At 71.0% G+C, this 19,125-nt stretch carries 17 protein-coding genes; 6 read left to right on the top strand and 11 right to left on the bottom strand.

Going from position 1 to position 19,125, the window contains the following annotated elements; translation table 11 throughout:
• From ACTOWY_RS05465 to ACTOWY_RS05455, 3 genes are read right to left on the bottom strand one after another with little or no spacing between them, the layout of a single operon-like run.
• Entirely contained in the window at positions 1-771 is a 771-nt protein-coding gene (locus tag ACTOWY_RS05465) for an ABC transporter ATP-binding protein (protein WP_441308500.1), read from the bottom strand.
• Entirely contained in the window at positions 771-1,796 is a 1,026-nt protein-coding gene (locus ACTOWY_RS05460) for a FecCD family ABC transporter permease (RefSeq protein WP_441308498.1), read from the bottom strand. Before ACTOWY_RS05460 ends, ACTOWY_RS05465 begins: the two co-directional genes overlap by 1 nt.
• Positions 1,793-2,743 (bottom strand): ABC transporter substrate-binding protein, encoded by a 951-nt coding sequence (locus ACTOWY_RS05455; RefSeq protein WP_441308497.1) that lies wholly within the window; start codon positions 2,741-2,743, stop codon positions 1,793-1,795. The genes ACTOWY_RS05460 and ACTOWY_RS05455 overlap by 4 nt, the downstream gene beginning before the upstream one ends.
• 309 nt (positions 2,744-3,052) lie before the next feature.
• On the opposite strand from ACTOWY_RS05455, the gene gltB reads away from it, so the two are divergent.
• From gltB to ACTOWY_RS05435, 4 genes are all read left to right on the top strand, one after another.
• Positions 3,053-7,621, top strand: a complete 4,569-nt coding sequence (gltB, locus tag ACTOWY_RS05450) for a glutamate synthase large subunit (RefSeq protein WP_441308496.1) — start codon at positions 3,053-3,055, stop codon at positions 7,619-7,621.
• The gene (locus ACTOWY_RS05445) at positions 7,614-9,119 is read left to right on the top strand and encodes a glutamate synthase subunit beta (RefSeq protein ID WP_441308495.1); all 1,506 of its coding nucleotides are present in this window, start codon (positions 7,614-7,616) and stop codon (positions 9,117-9,119) included. Before gltB ends, ACTOWY_RS05445 begins: the two co-directional genes overlap by 8 nt.
• Before the next feature lie 811 nt (positions 9,120-9,930).
• Positions 9,931-10,584 carry a DUF2461 domain-containing protein gene (locus ACTOWY_RS05440; RefSeq protein WP_441308494.1) on the top strand — a complete coding sequence of 218 codons (654 nt, stop codon included), beginning with the start codon at positions 9,931-9,933 and terminating at the stop codon, positions 10,582-10,584.
• Positions 10,584-11,228: a DUF2461 domain-containing protein gene (locus tag ACTOWY_RS05435; protein WP_441308829.1), complete on the top strand. Its 645-nt coding sequence runs from the start codon at positions 10,584-10,586 to the stop codon at positions 11,226-11,228. The genes ACTOWY_RS05440 and ACTOWY_RS05435 overlap by 1 nt, the downstream gene beginning before the upstream one ends.
• 120 nt (positions 11,229-11,348) lie before the next feature.
• Here ACTOWY_RS05435 and ACTOWY_RS05430 read toward each other — a convergent pair whose 3' ends face one another.
• The 7 genes from ACTOWY_RS05430 to ACTOWY_RS05400 form a co-directional block, all read right to left on the bottom strand.
• Positions 11,349-12,092 (bottom strand): urease accessory protein UreD, encoded by a 744-nt coding sequence (locus ACTOWY_RS05430; protein ID WP_441308493.1) that lies wholly within the window; start codon positions 12,090-12,092, stop codon positions 11,349-11,351.
• Positions 12,092-12,781, bottom strand: a complete 690-nt coding sequence (gene ureG, locus ACTOWY_RS05425) for an urease accessory protein UreG (RefSeq protein ID WP_441308492.1) — start codon at positions 12,779-12,781, stop codon at positions 12,092-12,094. The genes ACTOWY_RS05430 and ureG overlap by 1 nt, the downstream gene beginning before the upstream one ends.
• A gap of 10 nt (positions 12,782-12,791) precedes the next feature.
• A complete protein-coding gene (locus tag ACTOWY_RS05420; RefSeq protein ID WP_441308491.1) occupies positions 12,792-13,466 on the bottom strand; it encodes an urease accessory protein UreF in 675 nt (224 codons plus the stop codon).
• Entirely contained in the window at positions 13,466-15,187 is a 1,722-nt protein-coding gene (locus tag ACTOWY_RS05415) for an urease subunit alpha (RefSeq protein ID WP_441308490.1), read from the bottom strand. Before ACTOWY_RS05415 ends, ACTOWY_RS05420 begins: the two co-directional genes overlap by 1 nt.
• Positions 15,184-15,483, bottom strand: a complete 300-nt coding sequence (locus tag ACTOWY_RS05410) for an urease subunit beta (RefSeq protein ID WP_441308489.1) — start codon at positions 15,481-15,483, stop codon at positions 15,184-15,186. Before ACTOWY_RS05410 ends, ACTOWY_RS05415 begins: the two co-directional genes overlap by 4 nt.
• Positions 15,480-15,782 (bottom strand): urease subunit gamma, encoded by a 303-nt coding sequence (locus ACTOWY_RS05405; protein WP_441308488.1) that lies wholly within the window; start codon positions 15,780-15,782, stop codon positions 15,480-15,482. Before ACTOWY_RS05405 ends, ACTOWY_RS05410 begins: the two co-directional genes overlap by 4 nt.
• Positions 15,783-15,845: 63 nt before the next feature.
• Positions 15,846-16,148: a VanZ family protein gene (locus ACTOWY_RS05400; protein WP_441308487.1), complete on the bottom strand. Its 303-nt coding sequence runs from the start codon at positions 16,146-16,148 to the stop codon at positions 15,846-15,848.
• Positions 16,149-16,302: 154 nt separating this feature from the next.
• On the opposite strand from ACTOWY_RS05400, the gene pyk reads away from it, so the two are divergent.
• Together pyk and tesB are read left to right on the top strand one after the other, a co-directional pair.
• Positions 16,303-17,733, top strand: coding sequence for a pyruvate kinase (gene pyk, locus ACTOWY_RS05395; protein ID WP_441308486.1), 1,431 nt, complete (start codon positions 16,303-16,305; stop codon positions 17,731-17,733).
• A 42-nt stretch (positions 17,734-17,775) separates the two neighbouring features.
• Positions 17,776-18,735: an acyl-CoA thioesterase II gene (gene tesB, locus ACTOWY_RS05390; RefSeq protein ID WP_441308485.1), complete on the top strand. Its 960-nt coding sequence runs from the start codon at positions 17,776-17,778 to the stop codon at positions 18,733-18,735.
• A gap of 70 nt (positions 18,736-18,805) precedes the next feature.
• Here tesB and ACTOWY_RS05385 read toward each other — a convergent pair whose 3' ends face one another.
• Complete coding sequence (locus tag ACTOWY_RS05385) at positions 18,806-19,105, bottom strand: DUF2218 domain-containing protein (protein ID WP_441308484.1); 300 nt, start codon at positions 19,103-19,105, stop codon at positions 18,806-18,808.
• Positions 19,106-19,125: the final 20 nt, after the last annotated feature.

Genomic DNA, 19,125 nt, shown 5'->3' with positions numbered 1-19,125 from the left:
TCACCCCGCCCGCACCGGCGTCACCACCCGGCTCCCGTCCGGCGCCGTCAGCACCTCCGCCCGCGCCCCGTAATGCCGCGAAACCCGTTCCGCCGTCAGCACTTCCGCCGGTGTCCCGGTCGCGACCACCTTCCCACCGTCCAGCATCAGCAGCTGATCCGCGTACTGCCCGGCCAGGGTCAGATCGTGCAGTGTGCTCACCACCGTCGTCCCGTCCGCCAGCCGCAACCGGTCCACCAGGTCCAGCAGCGACTGGGCGTGCCCGATGTCCAGCCCGGTCGTCGGCTCGTCCAGCAACAGCAACCCGGCCTGCTGCGCCAATACCCTGGCCAGCACCGCGCGCTGGCGCTCCCCGCCGGAGAGTGTCGGGAGTGGACGGTCGGCCAGGTGGGCGAGGTCAAGGCGGGCAAGGACATCCGCGACCAGGGTCAGGTCGGTGGGGCCTTCGCGGGCCAGGAAGCCCAGGTGCGGGGTTCGGCCGAGGAGGGCGTAGTCGGTGACGGTGAGGCCCTCGGGCAGGGTCGGGGTTTGGGGGGCGTAACCGATCCGGCGGGCTCGGGCGCGGTTGGTCAGGGCGGTCACGGGGGTGCCGGCCAGGGTGATGGCGCCGGTGTGCGGGACGGCGTTGGCGACGGCTTTGAGCAGGGTGGATTTGCCCGCGCCGTTGGGGCCGATCACGGCCAGCCAACTGCCCGGCGCAACGGTGACCGTGACGTCGGCTACCGCGATCCGCCCGTGGTAGCCCGCGGACACCTGGTTGATCTCCAGCATCAGACCCTCCGGGAGCGGCGCAGCACGACGGCGAAGAACGGGGCGCCGGTGAAGGCCGTGATGACGCCGATGGGCAGCTCGCCCGGCGCGATCACGGTGCGGGCCACCATGTCGGCCAGCACCACGAAGCTCGCGCCGCCCAGCAACGACAACGGCACCAGCACCCGGTAGCTGCCCGCGACCAGCAACCTGACCACGTGCGGCACCACGATCCCGACGAAGCCGATCAGTCCGCTCACCGACACCGCCGCGGCGGTGGCCAGGGACGCGGCGCCCAGCACGATCAGCCGGACCCGGCGCGGGTGCAGGCCCAGCGCGGCCGCCTCCTCATCGCCCACGCCCAGCACGTCCAGCAGCCTGCCGCTGACGCACAACACGAAGCTGGACAGGGCGATGTAGGGCAGCACCACCAGGACCTGGGACCAGCCGGCGCCGCCCAGCCCGCCGAGCATCCAGGTGTAGATGGTGCGCAGGCTGTCCACGTCCAGGGTTTGCACGAAGGTCTGCAGCGCGGTGAGGAACGCGGCCACCGCCACCCCGGCCAGCACCAGGGTCGCGGTGCCCGGACCGGCCGAGCGGCCCAGCGCCCAGGTCAAGCCGACGCCGAGCACCGCGCCGGCGAAGGCGGCGATGGGCAGCGCGCCCAAGCCGGTGCTGAAGGTGGGCACGGCGAACACGGCCAGGGTGGCGCCCAGGCCGGCGCCGGCCGCCGCGCCCAGCAGGTACGGGTCGGCCAGCGGGTTGCGGAAGACGCCCTGGAAGGCGGCGCCGGAGGAGGCCAGCGCGGCGCCGACCAGGCAGGCCAGCACCACCCTTGGCACCCGCAGCTCCCACAGGATCGCGGCCTCGCGCGCGGACAGCGGCGACACCCCGCCGGTGAGCTGGGCGAGGATCTCGCCCAGCACCCGTTGCCAGCCCAGGTCGATCGCGCCGAGCAGCACCGCGAGGGTCACCACCGCCAGCAACAGCAGCAGGGTGAGTGCCAGGTGGGTGAACCGGAGCCGGGTGGGGACGGCGGCGGTCACTTCTTCCCGGCGGCGGTCACGGCCTGGGACACGGTGCGCACCAGGTCGACCACGCGCGGTCCCCAGCGGGAGGCGATGTCGTCGTCCAGGGCCACCACGCCGCCCTCGCGCACCGCGGGCACCGTCGACCAGCCCGGCCTGCCACCCACCGCGGCCGCGTTCTGGCCGCAGCAGCGCACATCGGCCAGGAAGATCAGCCGCGGTGCGGCGTTGACCACCTGCTCGGCGGAGAGCTGCGGGTAGCCGCTGCCCGTCTTGTCCGCCGCGTCGGCGATGTTGACCAGGCCGAACTGGGCGTAGATCTGACCGATGAAGGTCTTGGAGGTCACGGTGTAGAAGGTCGGATCCAGCTCGTGGTAGTACTTCAGCCCCTCGGCGGGCCGCGGTGTCTCCCGGACCAGCTTGCTGATCTCGCCCTTCATCTTGTTCACCACGTCGTTGGCCGGGGTGCCCTGCCCGGTGGCCTGACCCAGGATGCTGATCTGCCCGTACGCCTCGTCCAGGGTCTTGGCCGCGGGCAGCAGCAGCACCGGGATCTTCAGCTTCTCCAGCCCGGCCACCACGCCCTCGACGTCGTTGGAGGCGATCACCAGGTCCGGCTGGTGCCCGGCGATGGCCTCCACGTTCGGCTTGAACCCGGACAGCGTGGTCTTGGGCGCCTCGGCCGGGAAGTTGGACTGATCGTCCACGGCCACCACCTGCTTGCCCGCCCCGATCGCGAACAGGCTCTCCGTGCTGGTCGGGTTCAGCGAGACGATCCGCTCCGGCCGCTTGGCCAGGGTGAGCGGTTTGCCGCCCGGCGCGGCCACTTCCACCGGGAACGGCGCCTCCGCCGCGCCCGAGGTTTGGCTGGGGGCGGGATCGGGAACCCGGCTCGCGCACCCGCCAACGAGGGCGATGGCGCTGACGGCGATGAGTGCTGCGCGGAAACCACGGGGAAGTCGCATCGAGTCCTCTGCGGTCGATCGGGTGAAAACTGCCCGGGACGTTACCGCTGTGTTCCGCTCCGTACCCAGGGAAGCACCAGGACACGCGTACTGTTGGGTCTGCGGCTATGTCGCACGGAGCAGGTAAATCGTTACGGCGCAATGACGGACATCACCCTAGGAGGGGTGTTTCCAGGTTTCCTGCCTGTTACAGTCCGGATTACCTGTCGCTACCGGCGCGTACGCCCCGGTGCGACCTCGCGGGCCACCGTCGTCCCGTGCCCAGCATTCCACCACCTGAGCACGGAACACGACGAGGGAGGTCTCAGCGTGATCTTCTCCGCCATCCCCGCCCAGCAGGGCTTGTACGACCCGGCCGACGAACGAGACGCCTGCGGTGTCGCCATGGTCGCCGACATCCAGGGCCGCCGTTCGCACGGGATCGTGATCGACGCCCTGACGGCGCTGGCGAACCTCGAACACCGCGGCGCCGCCGGCGCCGAGCCCACGAGCGGGGACGGGGCAGGCATTCTGTTGCAGCTACCCGATGAGCTGCTGCGGGCCGAGTGCGCGAACCTGCCGGAACCGGCCCCCTCCGGCGATCACACCTACGCCGCGGGCATCGCGTTCCTGCCCGCCGAGGACGACCTGCGGGTCAAGGCGGTCGCGCTGATCGAGCGGATCGCGGCCGAGGAGGGCCTGCGGGTGCTCGGCTGGCGCGAGGTGCCGGTCAGCCCGGAGGCGGCAGGCGTCGGACCGACCGCGCTGTCGGTCATGCCGCACTTCTCGATGCTGCTGGTGACCGCGGCCGAACCGGGCGCCGACGGCCGATGTCGGGCCGGCGTGCAGCTGGACCGCCTCGCCTTCGCACTGCGCAAGCGCGCCGAGCACGAGAGCGAGCAGGAGGGCTGCGGTGTGTACTTCCCGTCGCTGTCCGCCCGCACGCTGGTGTACAAGGGAATGCTCACCACCGCGCAGCTTCCCGCGTTCTTCCTCGACCTGACCGACACCCGGCTGGCCAGCGCGATCGCGTTGGTGCACAGCAGGTTCTCCACCAACACCTTCCCCTCGTGGCCGCTGGCGCACCCGTTCCGGTTCGTCGCGCACAACGGTGAGATCAACACCATCCGCGGCAACCGCAACCGCATGCGCGCCCGCGAGGCCCTGCTGGAAAGCGACCTCATCCCCGGCGACCTGAGCAGGCTCTACCCGATCTGCACCGGCGACGGCTCGGACTCCGCCTCCTTCGACGAGGTCCTGGAACTGCTGCACCTGGGTGGCCGCACCCTGCCGCACGCGGTGCTGATGATGGTCCCCGAGGCGTGGGAGAACCACGCCACCATGGACCCGGCCCGCCGCTCCTTCTACCAGTTCCACGCCAGCCTGATGGAACCGTGGGACGGCCCGGCCTGCGTCACCTTCACCGACGGCACCCTGGTCGGCGCGGTGCTCGACCGCAACGGCCTGCGCCCGGCCCGCTGGTGGCAGACCGCCGACGGCCGGGTGGTGCTGGCCTCCGAGACCGGTGTGCTCGACGTGCCCGCGGACCAGGTGGTGGCCAAGGGCCGGCTGCGGCCGGGCCGGATGTTCCTGGTGGACACCGCCGCCGGGCGGATCGTGGACGACAACGAGGTGAAGTCCGACCTCGCCGCAGGCCTGCCCTATGACGAATGGCTGCACGCCGGCCTGCTCAACCTGGCCGACCTGCCCGACCGCGAACACGTGGTGCAGAGCCACGAATCCGTGGTGCGCCGCCAGCTCACCTTCGGCTACACCGAGGAAGAGCTGCGCGTGCTGCTCACCCCGATGGCGGTCAGCGGGCTGGAACCGTTGGGCTCCATGGGATCGGACACCCCGATCGCGGCGATGTCGCAGCGTTCCCGGATGCTGTATGACTACTTCGCCCAGCACTTCGCCCAGGTCACCAACCCGCCGCTGGACGCGATCCGGGAGGAGATCGTCACCTCGGTCGCCAGGGTGATGGGCCCCGAGCGCAACCTGCTCGACCCCGGCCCCTCCTCCTGCCGGCACATCCAGCTGCCGTACCCGGTCATCGACAACGACGAGCTGGCCAAGCTCATCCACGTCAACGACGACGGCGACCTGCCCGGCTTCGCCTGCGCTGTCCTCAGTGGACTGTACGAAGTGGACGGTGGCGCGGACGCGCTGGCTGCCGCGATCGAACGGGTCCGCCGGGAGGCCTCGGAGGCCATCGCCAACGGCGCGCGCATCCTGGTGCTCTCCGACCGGGACTCCGATCACCGGCTGGCCCCGATCCCATCCCTGCTGCTGGTCTCCGCGGTGCACCACCACCTGGTGCGCACCAAGGAGCGGCTGCGGGTGGCGCTGGTGGTCGAGTCCGGCGACGCCCGCGAGGTGCACCACATCGCGCTGCTGCTGGGTTACGGCGCGGCCGCGGTCAACCCGTACCTGGCCTTCGAGACCATCGAGGACATGGTCAACCGCGGTGCGGTGACCGGCATCGAGGGCCGCAAAGCGGTGCGCAACTACGTGAGCGCGCTGGTCAAGGGCGTGCTCAAGGTGATGTCCAAGATGGGCATCTCCACCGTGGGCGCCTACACCGCCGCGCAGGTCTTCGAGGCGGTCGGGCTGGCCACCGACGTGGTCGCCGAGTACTTCGTGGGCACCGCCTCCAAACTCGGCGGCGTCGGCCTGGACGTGCTCGCCGCCGAAGTGGCGCAACGACATCGGCTGGCCTACCCGGACAATCCGACCGACCGCGCGCACCGCGGCCTGCCGGTGGGCGGCGAGTACTTCTACCGCCGTGAGGGCGAGCTGCACCTGTTCAACCCGGAGACAGTGTTCCTGCTCCAGCACGCCACCAAGACCCGGCAGTACGACGTCTATCGGCGCTACACCGCCGAATGCGACCGCCTGGCCCAGGAGGGCGGTGCGCTGCGCGGGCTGTTCGAGCTGAAGGCCGAAGGCCGCAAGCCGGTGCCGATCGAGGAGGTCGAACCGGCCAGCGCGATCGTCAAGCGGTTCAACACCGGCGCGATGTCCTACGGCTCGATCTCGGCCGAGGCGCACGAAACCCTCGCGGTGGCGATGAACCGGCTCGGTGGACGCTCCAACAGCGGTGAGGGCGGCGAGGACCCCGAACGCCTCTACGACCCGGCGCGGCGCTCCGCGGTCAAGCAGGTCGCCAGCGGCCGGTTCGGTGTCACCAGTGAATATCTGGTCAACAGCACCGATATCCAGATCAAGATGGCCCAGGGCGCCAAGCCCGGCGAGGGCGGTCAGCTGCCCGGGTACAAGGTGTACCCGTGGATCGCGCGCACCCGGCACTCCACGCCAGGGGTCTCGCTGATCTCGCCGCCGCCGCACCACGACATCTACTCCATCGAGGACCTGGCCCAGCTCATCCACGACCTGAAGAACGCCAACGAGCAGGCGCGGGTGCACGTCAAGCTGGTCAGCGAGGTCGGCATCGGCACCGTGGCCGCGGGCGTGGCCAAGGCGCACGCGGACGTCATCCTGGTCTCCGGCCACGACGGCGGCACCGGCGCCTCCCCGCTCACCTCGCTCAAGCACTGCGGCACGCCCTGGGAGATCGGGCTGGCCGAGGCGCAGCAGACGTTGGTGCTCAACGGTTTGCGCGACCGGATCACCCTGCAGGTGGACGGCGCGATGAAGACCGGGCGGGACGTGCTGGTCGCCGCGCTGCTCGGCGCGGAGGAGTTCGGCTTCGCCACCGCGCCGCTGATCGTGGCCGGTTGCGTGATGATGCGGGTCTGCCACCTGGACACCTGTCCGGTCGGCGTGGCCACCCAGAACCCGGAGCTGCGCAAGCGGTACACCGGCAAGGCCGAGTTCGTGGAGAACTTCTTCTACTTCGTCGCCGAAGAGGTCCGCGAATACCTTGCCGCCCTTGGCTTCCGCAATCTGGACGAGGCCATCGGGCACGCCGAGCTGCTCGGCCGGGACCAGGCCATCGAGCACTGGAAGGCGGCCGGTCTGGACCTGTCGCCGATCTTCGAGGTCGTCGAGGGCCCGCAGGGCAGCGCCAAGCGCCGGGTTCGCGATCAGGACCACGGCCTGGACAAGGCACTGGACCGCACCCTGATCCAGCTCGCCGAGGCGGCGCTGGAGGACGCGCACCCGGTGCGGCTGGAACTGCCGGTGCGCAACGTCAACCGCACCGTGGGCACCCTGCTCGGCTCCGAGGTCACCCGCCGCTTCGGCGGCTCCGGCCTGCCGGACGGGACCATCCACATCAGACTGGACGGCTCCGCCGGGCAGTCCCTCGGCGCGTTCCTGCCCGCCGGGATCACCATCGAGATGGTCGGCGACACCAACGACTACGTCGGCAAGGGCCTCTCCGGCGGCCGGATCATCGTGCGCCCGCACGACGACGCGCCGTTCAGGGCCGAGCTGCAGGTGATCGCGGGCAACGTGATCGGCTACGGCGCCACCGGCGGCGAGATCTTCCTGCGCGGCCAGGTCGGCGAACGCTTCTGCGTGCGCAACTCCGGCGCCACCGCGGTGGCCGAGGGCGCGGGCGACCACGCCTTCGAGTACATGACCGGCGGCCGGGCCGTGGTGCTCGGGCCGACCGGCCGCAACGTGGCCGCCGGCATGTCCGGTGGCATCGCCTTCGTGCTGGACCTGGATCCGGTGAAGGTCAACACCGCGATGGTGGAACTCCAGCGGCCCAACGCGGATGACCTCCGCTGGCTGCGGGAGACCGTCGCGAAGCACCACCAGCTCACCGGATCCACGGTGGCGGCGTCGCTGCTCGGGGACTGGCCGCGCCGCTCGGCGGCGTTCACCAAGGTCATGCCCAGCGACTACCAGCGAGTCCTCGAAGCGGTGCGGATCGCGCGCGCCGAGGGTCGCGATGTGGACGAGGCGATCATGGAGGCTTCCCGTGGCTGACCCGAACGGATTCCTGAAGCACGCCCGCACCGAACCGGCCAAGCGCCCCGCGGGCGAGCGGACCGCGGACTGGCATGAGGTGTACGCCGAGGTGGAGCCGAAGGTTCGCGAGGACCAGGTGCGCACCCAGGCGACCCGCTGCATGGACTGCGGGATCCCCTTCTGCCACAGCGGTTCCGCCGGTTGCCCGCTGGGCAACCTGATCCCGGAGTGGAACGACCTGGTCCGCCGCGGCGACTGGGCTCAGGCCGGGGATCGCTTGCACGGCACCAACAACTTCCCCGAGTTCACCGGCAGACTCTGTCCCGCGCCCTGTGAGTCCGCCTGCGTGCTCGCGATCTCGCCACTCTCCGGCGGCGCGGTGGCGATCAAGCGGGTGGAACAGGCCATCGCGGACCAGGTGTGGGAGATGGGCACGGTCGGCCCGAACCCGCCGTCGGTGCACTCCGGCAAGAAGGTCGCCGTGGTCGGCTCCGGCCCCGCGGGGCTGGCCGCCGCCCAGCAACTCACCAGGGCGGGCCACGAGGTCACCGTGTACGAGCGGGACGATCGCCTCGGCGGCCTGCTCCGCTACGGCATCCCCGAGTTCAAGATGGAAAAGCGGGTCCTGGACCGCCGACTGTCCCAGTTGCGCGCCGAGGGCACCAAGTTCATCACCAACTGCGAGGTCGGCGCGGACCTGACCGTCGAGCAACTCCGCGCCGAGTTCGACGCCGTGGTGCTCGCCGTCGGCGCCCTGCGCGGCCGGGACGCCCCGGACATCCCCGGCCGGAACCTGGCCGGCGTCCACCTGGCGATGGAACACCTGGTGCCCGCCAACAAGTTCTGCGAAGGCGACGGCCCCACCCACATCGACGCCGCCGGCAAGCACGTGGTCATCATCGGCGGCGGCGACACCGCCGCGGACTGCCTCGGCACCGCCCACCGCCAGGGTGCGGCGGGCGTGCTCCAGCTCGACCAGTACCCCATGCCGCCCACCACCCGCGACGAAGACCGCTCGCCGTGGCCGGTGTGGCCGGTGGTTCTGCACACCTACCCAGCCCACGACGAGGGCGGCGAACGCAAGTTCGCGGTGGCCGTGGAGGAGTTCGTGGACAACGGCGAAGGCCAGGTCCGCGCGGTCCGCCTGCGCAAGGTCCGGGTGGAGAAGGACGCCGAAGGCCGCCGCGCGGTCATCCCCGTCTCCGCCGAGGTCGAAGAACTCCCCTGCGACCTGGCCCTGCTGGCCATCGGCTTCGAGGGCGTGGAACACATGCCCCTGCTGCCCGGCCTGGGCATCGAGCTGAACAAGCGCGGCTCGATCTCCTGCGGCTCCGACTGGCAGACCGACGCCCCCGGCGTCTTCGTCTGCGGCGACGCCCACCGAGGAGCGTCCCTGGTGGTCTGGGCGATCGCCGAGGGCCGCTCAGCCGCCCACGCGGTAGACACCTACCTCACCGGCGCCAGCACCCTCCCCTCCCCAGTCCGCCCCAACCTGGTCCCCCTGGCAGTCCGCTAAACCAGCCAACACCCCGTACAACAACGGCCAACACGCCGACAGAGCCTGAAACCCCGCCAGCGTGTTGGCCGTTGTGGACGGTGTGTTGGCCGTTATGGACGCCGAGTTGGCCGTTGTCGTACGGCACGTTGGCCGTTGTTGTACGCCGTAGGCCGCCGCGACCGGGCGAAGCCCGCGACGGGCAGCGGGGATGGGGAACCGCCCACGAGCACTGCTCTTCGCTCTTGACTTTGTTCTTCCCCCATCCTTTGATTTCTGCCCGTCCGTCGAGGACGCTCTTGATCTTCGCTCTTGACTTTCAACCCGAAGATCAAAAAGGGATGGCCTCGCCGGCCGGGCAGACCACCGGAGGGGTGGGGCAGATCAAGAGCCGGGCGAGCAGGTTGCGGGGCGGGGTCTGTGCTGCCGACTCAAGACCCAGCGTGGCTCCGAGGGCTCGCGTGTTCTCCGTACGGCCTTCCGCCAGCCAACCACACCTCACCGAGCGGCCCCCGTTGCGGCTCCGAGGGCAGGTGGAGGCAGGTTGCAGGGGCCACTCGGCGAGGCGCGGTCTGCATGCTCCAGGCCGTACGGAGAACACGCGAGGGCCCTCGTCGTGGGGGTTTCACCCCTCCGCCCCGTCCCGCCCCGTCCCACAACGGCCAACGACCCGTACGACAACGGCCAACTCGGCGTCCATAACGGCCAACTCGCCGTCCGCAACGGCCAACTCGCCGTCCGCAACGGCCAACTCGCCGTACGACAACGGCCAACACTTGGGAGGGGTTGACCGGATCGGGGGGTGTCGGGGGGCGGTCGTAGGCTGGCCGGTATGGAGTTCTCGGGTTTCGGCGAGTATGCGGTCGACTTCTTCGACGGTCTGGTGGCCGACAACTCCAAGTCCTACTGGACCGACAACAAGCCCACCTACGACCGCGACATCCGCGCCCCCATGGAACGCCTGCTCACCGAACTCGAACCGGAGTTCGGCGCGGGCAAGGTGTTCCGTCCCTACCGCGATGTCCGCTTCAGCAAGGACAAGCGGCCGTACAAGGACCATTGCGGCGGCGTCGTCGAGCAGGGGCGTGGCGGCGGGGCCTGGTACGTGGAGGTCGGCGCCGAGGGGTTGATGATCGGCGGCGGGTCCTTCGCGATGGCGCCGGACCAGCTCGCCCGTTACCGCGCCGCCGTGGACGACGAGCGGCGCGGACAGCGGTTCCGCGTCATCCTGGCCACACTGGTCAAGGCGGGCTGGGAGGTGTGCGGCGACGTCATGAAGACCAAACCTCGCGGCGTCGACCCCGAACATCCGCGCCTGGACCTGTTGCGGCACCGCTCCATCTACGTCGCCCGGCGGTGGCCGCCGGATGATGACCTGCACGGCCCGGAATGCCTGGAGCGGGTCCGGCTGGGCTGGCGGGAACTGAACGCGATCAACGAATGGTGTGCCGACCATGTCGGCCTCAGCGACCAGTGGCGGCGATGATGGGATTCACCGGGTTCGGCGAGCACGCCGTGGACTTCTACGACGGCCTGGAGGCTGACAACTCCAAGGCCTACTGGACCGATCACAAGGACACCTACGACCAGGACGTCCGGGCGCCGATGCTCGCGTTGCTGGCCGAGCTGGAAGGCGAGTTCGGCGCGGGCAAGTTGTTCCGGCCGTACCGGGATATCCGGTTCAGTCATGACAAGTCGCCGTACAAGACCGCGGCGGGCGCGCTGGCCGGGGGCGAGCTGGGCGAGTCCACCTACTACGTGCAGATCTCCGCGAACGGGCTGATGCTCGCCGGTGGCTGCTACCGGCTGGCAACCGACCAGGTGGCCCGGTATCGCGCCGCAGTGGCCGAGGACCGGCGCGGCGGCGAACTGGTCAAGATCCTGGCCAAGCTGACCAAGGCGGGCTGGGAGGTGCAGGGCGATGTCATGAAGACCCGCCCGCGCGGCGTCGAGCCCGACCACCCCCGGGTCGACCTGTTGCGGCACCGTTCGCTGCACGCGAGCCGAGCCTGGGAACCCGGCGACTACCTGCACGAACGTGAGTGCCTGACCCGGGTGCGCAAGCACTGGCGGGCGCTGGCCCCGCTGACCGCCTGGCTCGCCGACCACGTCGGTCCCCCCAACGGCTGACGCGGCCGGCGAGCCACCGCCCGTCGGACAACTCCGGGCGGCAGCACCGTTCTACGCCGACCGCGTTGTCCGGCGCCGGGGCCGATCACCGGACAACGCCATCGCCGGACAACCTCCGCCTCACCCGGACAGCTTGTCCAGCCAGCCCTCGGTCAACTCGGCCAGCCCGGCCGCCGCCGCCACCGTGTCCGCGGCCAGCGCGCTGACCAGCGCGGCCTCCGGCAGCACGTGCACCGCGCCCCGGCCGCCGGACAACACTCGTTCCGGCGGCGTCAGTCCGGGCGCGGCCACCAGCACGGTGGCCAGCACCCGGGCCTCGCCGAGCAGGGCGGGGGAGCGGTAGCCGGCCGGGTCCAGCAGCGTGGTCGTGGTGCGCAGCAACGGCCGCCCGGCCCGGCGCACCCGCCAGCGCTGCACCGCCCGGCCTGCCGGTTCCGCGTGCCTGCCGAGCACGGTGGTCTCCCGCCAGCACAGCGTCGCGTCCGCGGCCAGCTCGATCTCGGTGCTCGCGTGCAGCAGGCACCCGGCGGCGAGCACCGTCGGCTCCAGCCCGACCTCCAGCACCGCGCCCGGGCCGACCGTGGCACACATCCGCACACTCGCCGCCTGCCCGTCGAGATCCGGTTGCACCAGTTGCGCGCTGGTCGAGCGCAGCCGCAGGGCCGCCCCCGGCCCGACCTCCAGGGTCAGGCTCAGTTCGTCGCCGCCGAGCGGGCCACCGGCCGAGCCGACCAGGCAGACCTGCGCGCCCGGTCCGGTGGCGCGGATCCGGCGCAGGGTCAGCGGCGGGCGGGAGCGCTGCACTGTCACCACGGACCGGCCGTCCGGGGCGGCCAGCACGGTCAGCGCCGCGTCCGCGCGCATCAGTGCTGGTGCGCGGGTGTCAGCTCGGCCAGCATCTGGCGCACCCAGGCCGTCACGCCACTGGCCGCCGGGTCCGCGGTCAGCGAGCTGAACAGCACCGGCAGCTCGCCCCGGACCGCCGCCGCGTCCCTGGCCATCACGTCCAGGTCCGCGCCGACCAGCGGGGCCAGATCGGTCTTGTTGATCACCAGCAGGTCGGCCAGGGTCACCCCCGGCCCGCCCTTACGCGGGACCTTGTCGCCACCGGCCACGTCCACCACGAAGATCTGCCGGTCCACCAGGCCCTTGCTGAAGGTCGCGGTCAGGTTGTCCCCGCCGCTTTCCACCAGCACCAGGTCGAAGGCCCCGTGCCGGGCCTCCAGGTCCTCGATGGCGTCCAGGTTCGCGGTGATGTCGTCCCGGATCGCGGTGTGCGGACAGCAGCCGGTCTTGACCGCGCTGATCCGGTCATCGGGCAGGATCGCGTTGCGGCGCAGGAACTCCGCGTCCTCGGTGGTGTAGATGTCGTTGGTCACCACGCCGAGCCGCAGTTCCGTGCGCAGGGTCCGGCAGAGCGCGGCGACCAGCGCGGTCTTGCCGGAGCCGACCGGGCCGCCGATGCCGATCCGCGGGCTCGCGCCGAGCCGGTGCAGGTGCGCGTGCGGGTCCGGACCGTCGTCGTGCGGGCCGTCACCGTGGTAGGCGCCCATGGAACTCCTTTCAGGACACGAAAAGCGTGTCGGTGAGCGTGGGATGGGTGTCGGCGAGGATGTCCAGCGCGGGCGCGCCTTCAGCCGGGAGTTCGTTCCAGGGCACGGGAATGGCGGCGGCAGCCGCGACGCTGTCCACTGTGGACGCAAGCGAGCTGAGCACGGACTGGACCGCGAACGGGTCGAAGGCCAGCAGCCGGATCGCGGCCGAGGCCGGGCCGGTCACCGCGGCCAGCGCGATGGCCACGGCGGCGTCCTCGGCGGTCGCGCCGAGTATCGCCGCGCCCGCGCCGAACGCGAGCGGATGATGGGCTCCGGCCGGACATCCGGCCCGCAACGCCGCGACGGTGGCGTCGCGGGGCAAGGCGCGCAACAACCCTCGCCCCTGCTGTCGCGAAGCCAGCCGCTGCCCGGCCGCCGGAGTCCGCGCGTCCAGTTCCGCGTCCAGTTCCGCCCAGCAAGCCGCGTCCCCACCATCAAGAGACTCCGCCAGCCGGGTCGCCGCCGCCGCGAACGCCGCCGCCACCAACCCGGCCGACACCAGCCGCCCGCGCAGGAACCCGTGCAGCGACGGCACATCCACCACCGCCCCGGCCCGCACCGCCGCCTCCACGCTGCCCGAGTGCACGTGGCCGCCCGCGGGCAGCCGGGCGTCCGCGAGCAGCAGCAGTCCCGCCGCGACCATCAGAACAGGAAGTACCGCTGCGCCATCGGCAGCGATTCGGCAGGCTTCGGCTCCACCACATCGCCGTCGACACGCACGGTGAAGGTGTCCGGATCCACCTCGATCCGGGGCAGCGCCGTGTTGTTCGGCAGGTCCGCCTTGCCGCGGGAGCGCGTGTTCGCCACCGGCACCAGTTTCCGCCGCACGTCCAGGCGTTCCGCGAGTCCGTCTTCGAGGGCCGCCGGGGCCACGAAGTGCACCGAGGAATGCGCCGCCGCAACGGGTTCCGCGCCCCACATCGGCCGGGCGAACACCGGTTGCGGGGTCGGGATGGACGCGCCGGGGTCACCCATCGCGGCCCAGGCGATCAGCCCGCCCTTGACCACCACGTGCGGGCGCACGCCGAAGAACGCGGGCTCCCACAGCACCAGGTCCGCCAGTTTGCCCGGTTCTACCGAGCCCACCTCGTCGTCCAGGCCGTGCGCCACCGCGGGGCAGATCGTGTACTTGGCGACATACCGCCGCGCGCGCAGGTTGTCCGAGCCGCCGTCGCCGGGCAGCGCGCCCCGGCGGAGCTTGTTGACGTGCGCGGTCTGCCAGGTGCGCACGATGGTCTCGCCGATCCGGCCCATCGCCTGGGAATCCGAGCTGATGATGGAGATCGCGCCCAGGTCGTGCAGCACGTCCTCGGCGGCCATGGTGCTCGGGCGCATCCGGGACTCGGCGAAGGCCAGGTCCTCCGGCAGCGTCGGGTCCAGGTGGTGGCACACCATCAGCATGTCCAGGTGCTCGTCCAGGGTGTTCACCGTGAACGGCCGGGTCGGGTTGGTCGAGGAGGGCAGCACGAACGCCTCCCCGGCCATCTTGATCACATCCGGCGCGTGCCCGCCACCGGCGCCCTCGGTGTGGTAGGCGTGGATCGAGCGTCCGGCGATGGCGTCCACTGTGGACTCCAGGAAACCGGCCTCGTTCAACGTGTCGGTGTGGATGGCCACCTGCACCCCGGAGGCGTCCGCGACCCGTAGGCAGGCGTCGATCGCGGCGGGCGTGGTGCCCCAGTCCTCGTGCAGTTTGAACCCGCTCGCCCCGGCCCGCAGCTGCTCCCACAGCGCTTCCTCGCGGACGGTGTTCCCCTTGCCCAGCAAGGCCACGTTGACCGGATAGCCGTCCAGCGCGACCAGCATCCGCTCCAGGTGCCAGGACCCGGGGGTGACCGTGGTGGCCCTGGTCCCGTCGGCCGGGCCGGTGCCGCCGCCGACCACCGTGGTGACCCCGGCGGCCAGTGCCTCGGGCAGCTGCTGCGGGCAGATCAGGTGCACGTGCGCGTCCACCGCGCCCGCGGTCAGGATCATCCCGTTGCCCGCCAGCACCTCGGTGGACGGCCCGATCACCAGTTGCGGGTGCACCCCGTCCATGGTGTCCGGGTTGCCTGCCTTGCCCAGTGCGACGATCCGCCCGTCCCGCACGCCCACATCGGCCTTGATCACACCCCAGTGGTCCAGCACCACCGCGCCGGTGATCACCAGATCGGGCGCGCCTTCGGCCCTGGTGGCCGCGGACTGGCCCATCGACTCGCGGATCACCTTGCCGCCGCCGAAGACCACCTCCTCACCGGCCCGACCGGGTCCGCCGCAGCGGTCCTCGGTCACCTCGATCAGCAGGTTGGTGTCGGCCAGCCGCACCCGGTCGCCCGTGGTCGGGCCGTACCTGGCCGCGTACCCGGCCCGGTCCATCGAACTCACTCCGGCCTCCGCAGGCTCAGTCCCGGCACCACACCCAGGCCGGCCAGCGGCACCAGGTCCACCTCGCGCACCACGCCCGGCTCGAACCGCACCGAGGTGCCTGCCGGGATGTCCAGCCGGTGTCCCTCAGCGGCCGCGCGGTCGAATTCCAGCGCGGCGTTGACCTCGGCGAAGTGGTAGTGCGAGCCGACCTGGGCCGGCCGGTCGCCGGTGTTGGTCACCCGCAGCCGCCGCCGCGGCGCGCCCGCGTTCAGCTCGATCCGGCCGGCCGCCGGGATGATCTCGCCGGGGATCACGGGATCGGCTCGTGGATGGTGACCAGCTTGGTCCCGTCCGGGAAGGTCGCCTCGACCTGCACCGAGTGCAGCATCTCCGGCACGCCTTCCAGGACGTCCGCCCGGCTCAGCACACTCCGGCCGGACTCCATCAGTTCGGCCACCGTGTTCCCGTCCCGGGCGCCCTCCATGACGAAGGAGCTGAGCAGGGCGACCGCCTCGGGGTAGTTCAGCCGCAACCCGCGGGCGCGGCGCCGGGCCGCGAGGTCGGCGGCCACGTGGACGAGCAGTTTCTCCTGCTCGCGGGGCGACAGACGCATCCTTCAGAACCTAGGCGTTGATCGTCGCCGTTCCAACGCCCAGGCGGCTCACCCGGACGGAGTTCACCCGTCGGAAACATTCCCCCGATCGCGTGACCGCCGCCAGGACCGCACCAGCAGCCACCCCGCCAGCGTGACCGCGGCCCCGAGCAGGTCGGCGAGCGCGTCCGGCAGCCCGCCAGTCCGGCCGATCGGCAGCACCGCCTGCAGGAACTCCGACAGCCCCGCCCACACCACCAGCCCGGCCACCAGGAACGGCAGCCGGAAGCCGGCGATCATGCCGGTCACCGCCAGTAGCGCGAACAGGCTGAAGTGGATCACTTTGTCCGTGCCGGGCGGCGCCGAGGGCACACCTGACGCGGGCATGAACAAAACCACAACGCTCAGTAGCGAAGCGGCGACAAAAGGGACCACCCGAACGTTCGCTTGACGCACAGTTCTTCATCTTGCCGGAACAAGGTGGACAAGTTCCCGTATCGGTACCGTGATCGGTACAGCCGGGCAGCTAAGCTGCTGGACCGTGAGCCGACGAGCGAAGATCGTCTGTACGATGGGGCCCGCTACGGGGACCCCTGAGAAGGTGCGCGACCTGGTTGCCGCTGGCATGGACGTCGCCCGGCTGAACTTCAGTCACGGCACCCATGCCGACCACAAGCAGATCTATGACATCGTGCGCCAGGCCAGTGACGAGGCCGGCAAGGCGGTCGGCATCATGGCCGACCTGCAAGGACCCAAGATCCGGCTGGGGCGTTTCGCCAACGGGCCGGTCGAATGGCGCACCGGCGACCGGGTGCGGATCACGGTCGAGGACATCTCGGGCACCCATGACCGGGTGTCCACCACCTACAAGGGGCTGGCCGAGGACGCCAAGCCGGGCGACCGCATGCTGGTCGACGACGGCAAGGTCGGCCTGGTCGTGGTCGGCGTCGAGGGCCAGGACGTGGTCTGCGACGTGACCGAGGGCGGCACGGTCAGCGACAACAAGGGCATCTCCCTGCCCGGCATGGACGTGTCCGTGCCCGCGCTGAGCGAGAAGGACATCGAGGACCTGGAGTTCGCGCTCACCCTGCGGGTGGACTTCATCGCGCTGTCCTTCGTGCGCTCGCCCGCCGACATCGACCTGGTGCACCAGGTGATGGACCGGGTCGGCAACGGCCGCCTGCCGGTGATCGCCAAGCTGGAGAAGCCGGAGGCGGTCGACAACCTGGAGGCCGTCGTGCTGGCCTTCGACGGCATCATGGTGGCCCGCGGCGACCTGGGCGTCGAGCTGCCCCTGGAGCACGTGCCGGTGGTGCAGAAGCGGGCGGTGCAGATCGCCCGCGAGAACGCCAAGCCGGTCATCGTGGCCACCCAGATGCTGGACTCGATGATCCAGAACTCCCGCCCCACCAGGGCGGAGGCCTCCGACGTGGCCAACGCGGTGCTCGACGGCGCTGACGCGGTCATGCTCTCCGGCGAGACCAGTGTCGGGCGCTACCCGATCGAGACCGTCGAGACCATGGCGCGGATCGTCCGGTACGTGGAGACCGAGACCACCACGGACACGGTGCCGCCGCTGACCCACGTGCCGCGCACCAAGCGGGGCGTGATCTCCTACGCCGCCCGCGACATCGGCGAGCGGCTCAACGCCAAGGCCCTGGTCGCTTTCACCCAGTCCGGTGACACCGTGCGGCGGCTGGCCCGCCTGCACACCACGCTGCCGCTGCTGGCCTTCACCCCGGAGGCCGAGGTGCGCAGCCAGCTGTCGCTGAGCTGGGGCGTGGAGACCTTCCTGGTGCCCGAGGTGGACTCCACCGACGCCATGGTCCGGCAGTGCGATCACGCGATGCTGTCCATTGGCCGGTACGCCCCCGGCGACCTTGTGGTCATCGTCGCAGGTTCCCCGCCCGGGACCGTGGGCTCGACTAACCTCATCCGAGTACACCGCCTGGGTGAAGAGGACCACGCCTGAGTCACTCGCCTGGGCCTAGCGCCCATAGGGGAGTGTCCTGACGTGACTGAGGCAGCCCGCGCCGCAGCCGCTGACCCGTCCGGGGCCGAGGGAGCGCATCCCGCGCCCTTGGCCCTGGACGGAGTCCCGCACGGCCAGCCGATCCTCGACCGCCTGGTCGCGCTGCTCGACCTGGAGAAGATCGAGGAGAACATCTTCCGCGGGGTCAGTCCCGCGGTCTCGCCGACCAGGGTGTTCGGCGGCCAGGTCGCCGGTCAGGCGCTGGTCGCGGCCGGTCGCACGGTGCCGCCGGAGCGCAAGGTGCACTCGTTGCACGCCTACTTCATCCGCGGCGGCGACCCGAGGGTCCCGATCGTGTACGAGGTGGACCGGATCCGGGACGGCCGTTCCTTCACCACCCGCCGGGTGGTGGCCATCCAGCACGGCAAGGCGATCTTCTCGCTGTCCGCCTCCTTCCAGGTGGTCGAGGAGGGCCTCGAACACGCCAACGAGATGCCGAAGGTGGCCGCGCCGGAGACCCTGCCAACGTATGCGGAGCGCACCGCGCCCTACCGCGAGCAGCTCAAGGCGTGGGCGACCATGCCGCGGCCGATCGACGTCCGCTACGTGACCGACCCGCCCTGGGTGTCCAAGGACTCGGGCCCCCGGCCGGAGGCCAACAACCAGGTCTGGATGCGCGCCGACGGCAAGCTGCCCGACGACGACCTGCTGCACGTGTGCCTGCTGGCCTACTGCTCGGACATGACCCTGCTGGACGGGGTCCTCGCCCGGCACGGCCTGAACTGGGGTTCCGACGGCGTCATCGGCGCCAGCCTGGACCACGCGATGTGGTTCCACCGGCCGTTCCGCGCGGACGAGTGGCTGCTCTACGACTGCGTGTCGCCGAGCGCCTCGGGCGGCCGCGGCCTCGCCACCGGCCGCTTCTTCTCCGCCGACGGCCAGCTGGTCGCCACGGTGGTGCAGGAGGGCCTCATGCGGCTCGCGACGGAGTCCCCGCTCTAGCCGCCGAGTTGGCCAAACTCGTACGCCAAGTTGGCCGAAGTGGGCGTACGAGTTGGCCCAAGTGGGCGGGTCAGCGCCGGGTCCAGGTGACCACGAGTTCGTCGCGCTGGCCGAAGCGGATCAGGTGGCTGGCCACCACGTGCTCCATCCGGTCCAGGTTCTCGGTGGAGTCGGCGTGCACGCGCAGGCGCAGCACGCCGTCCTCCGCGGTCAGCTCGCAGCTGCCCGCGGCGAACTTCAGGTCGCCGCGTTCCTCGGTGAACTCGGCGGACTCGATCTTGTGCGCGAAGTGCTTGCAGAGCTGGGTGAGGTAGCGCCCCGGGCGGTCCGTGGTGACCGCGGCCTCGGCGCTGATCAGGTTGGTCGTCATGTCCTGAGCATAGCTAACGG

It is taken from the genome of Crossiella sp. CA198 (assembly GCF_052078295.1).
In the GTDB taxonomy this organism is placed as follows: Bacteria; Actinomycetota; Actinomycetes; order Mycobacteriales; family Pseudonocardiaceae; genus Crossiella.
The sequence above is the reverse complement of the archived record's forward strand: the minus strand, read 5'-3'. Positions and strand labels throughout refer to the sequence as shown.